Below are 2214 nucleotides of genomic sequence, written 5' to 3'. Positions count from 1 at the left end.
GAGGATCCCTATAGCGACGGTGGTCTTGCCGCCCACGCCCACCGGCGGCTGCGCGAGATGCTGAAGACGCCTCTCCTGCTCGGAGAGCATGTGCGGGGGTTGGAATCCATGGCGACGCTGACAATCGCCGACGGCACCGATTTCGTGCGCGCCGACCCCGATTTCGACATCGGTATCACCGGAACGATGAAGATCGCGCATTTTGCCGAGGCGCTCGGCCTCGATGTCGAGTTGCATGCGCCAGGACCCGCCCACCGGCACTGCATGGCGGCGATCCGCAACACCAATTTCTACGAACTGTCGATGGTCGGGCCGTCCCGAGGCAATTTCAATGCGCCGGTCTACACCTGCGGCTATTCCGACGATCTCGACAGCGTCGGTGCTGATGGATGCTTTCCGGTGCCCGGAGGGCCCGGTCTGGGGGTGAGCTACGACTGGGACTACATCACCCGCAATGCCAAATCGCATGTCGTGATCGAGTGAGGGCGCCATGCTGAGCGTAGAAGACACGGCAAGCGCCGCCCGCGACGTCCTCGGCTCGGCGGCCACGCGGATCCGCCGGATCGACGTCATTCTGTTCGCGCAGGACATGGAGAACGTCGCCTTCGATGTCAGCCCGAGCGGCATCGACATGCCAGGCGTGCGAACGACACGCAAACGCATCGCGGTCCGCATCGAAACCCAGGACGGCGCGCGCGGCGAATATGTCGGCGGGCGTACGGACACCGCCCCGCAGACCCATTTCATCGCCAAATGGATCATCGGGCGGGACTGCTATGCCCGTGAGACGATCTACGAAGACATTCGCCGCTGGTTGCGCAAGGAAGACCGGATCGGCGGCTGCCAGATCGACAACGCCCTCTGGGACCTCGCCGGCAAGCGCACCGGCCATTCGGTCAGCGATCTGCTCGGCGGCCATCGCGGCAAGCGCCTGCCGGCTTACGCATCGACCTGGTTTGGTGGCGATGGCGGTGGCCTGGCCACGCCCGAGGCCTTCGCCGAATTCGCCGAGGAATGCCACGGCCTGGGGTATCGCGCCTTCAAGATGCACGGCTGGACCGATGGCGGTTGGCGGCGTGATGCCGCCGCGATCCGGCTTCTCGGTCGGCGTGTCGGCGGGCGCATGAAGCTGATGCACGATTCAGCCTGTCACCTGAAGACCTTCGCCGACGCCCTCGCCTGTGGCCGTGCCTGCGATGAGGCCGGCTTCTTCTGGTACGAGGATCCCTATAGTGACGGCGGGCTTGCTGCCCACGCCCATCGTCGCCTGCGCGAACTGATCAAGACGCCGATCCTGCTTGGCGAGCACGTGCGTGGGCTGGAAGCCATGGCGACACTCACTCTCGCCGACGGCACCGACTTCGTGCGGGCCGATCCCGATCTCGATATCGGCATCACCGGCACGATGAAGATCGCCCATTTCGCCGAGGCGCTGGGCCTCGATGTCGAGCTCCACGGCAATGGTCCGGCACATCGCCACGCCATGGCCGCCATCCGAAACACGAACTTCTATGAATTGGCCATGGTCGGGCCGTCGCGCGGCCAGGCTGTCGGCACGTTCTATACCGACGGATATTCCGACAAGCTCGACGCGGTCGCCTCAGACGGCTGCTTCGTCGTGCCCGACGGTCCAGGCCTCGGCGTCACCTATGACTGGGATTTCATCGAGAAGCACAAGGTCAGCCACAGCGTCTTCGAATGAGCGCGGCCGAAAGAGCCCGCCATTCCCACAGGAGGAAATCATGACACGCATCACACGACGCTCAGTCGTCGCGAGCGCCCTGAGCATGGCCGGCCTCAGTGCCGTGTCGCACAACGGCGCAGCCTTCGCGCAGGGCGCGACCGACACGCTGACGCTGCGGCTTCAGGCCCGCGACCTCGGTTCGATCGATCCAGCCCTGACCAAAACGGGCGACGACGAGACGATCGTGCTCCAGGTCTTCAACTCGCTGGTCAATACCAAGCGCGGCACCATGGACATCGAGCTGGCGGCGCTTCAGCCGGAGCTCGCGGAACGATGGGAGGTGTCGCCCGACAAGAAGGTCTGGACCTTCTATCTCAAGCCCGGCGTGAAATGGCACCAGGGCTATGGCGAGGTCTCTGCCGATGACGTGAAGTTCTCCTATGAACGCCAACTCGACCCCAAGCTCGGCGGCGTGCACGGCGCCAGCTTCAAGGACATTGACACAATCGAGGTCGTCGATCCGCTGACGG

General features: G+C 64.5%; 3 protein-coding genes. All 3 read left to right on the top strand.

Annotated elements, in window-relative coordinates:
- Positions 1 to 483, top strand: a 483-nt coding sequence (locus tag AC1D34_RS36870; RefSeq protein ID WP_476826936.1) for an enolase C-terminal domain-like protein, incomplete at its 5' end; no start/stop codon positions are given.
- A gap of 7 nt (positions 484 to 490) precedes the next feature.
- Positions 491 to 1702 carry an enolase C-terminal domain-like protein gene (locus tag AC1D34_RS36865; RefSeq protein ID WP_441492641.1) on the top strand — a complete coding sequence of 404 codons (1212 nt, stop codon included), beginning with the start codon at positions 491 to 493 and terminating at the stop codon, positions 1700 to 1702.
- Between the two features lie 40 nt (positions 1703 to 1742).
- On the top strand, positions 1743 to 2214 hold a 472-nt coding region (locus AC1D34_RS36860), incomplete at its 3' end, for an ABC transporter substrate-binding protein (protein WP_476826935.1).

Source organism: Allobosea sp. P1_A7, assembly GCF_056406775.1.
The sequence above is the reverse complement of the archived record's forward strand: the minus strand, read 5'-3'. Positions and strand labels throughout refer to the sequence as shown.

Coding starts and splice junctions, on each gene's coding strand:
- AC1D34_RS36865 (WP_441492641.1), top strand. CDS start 491: ATGCTGAGCGTAGAAGACACGGCAAGCGCCGCCCGCGACGTCCTCGGC.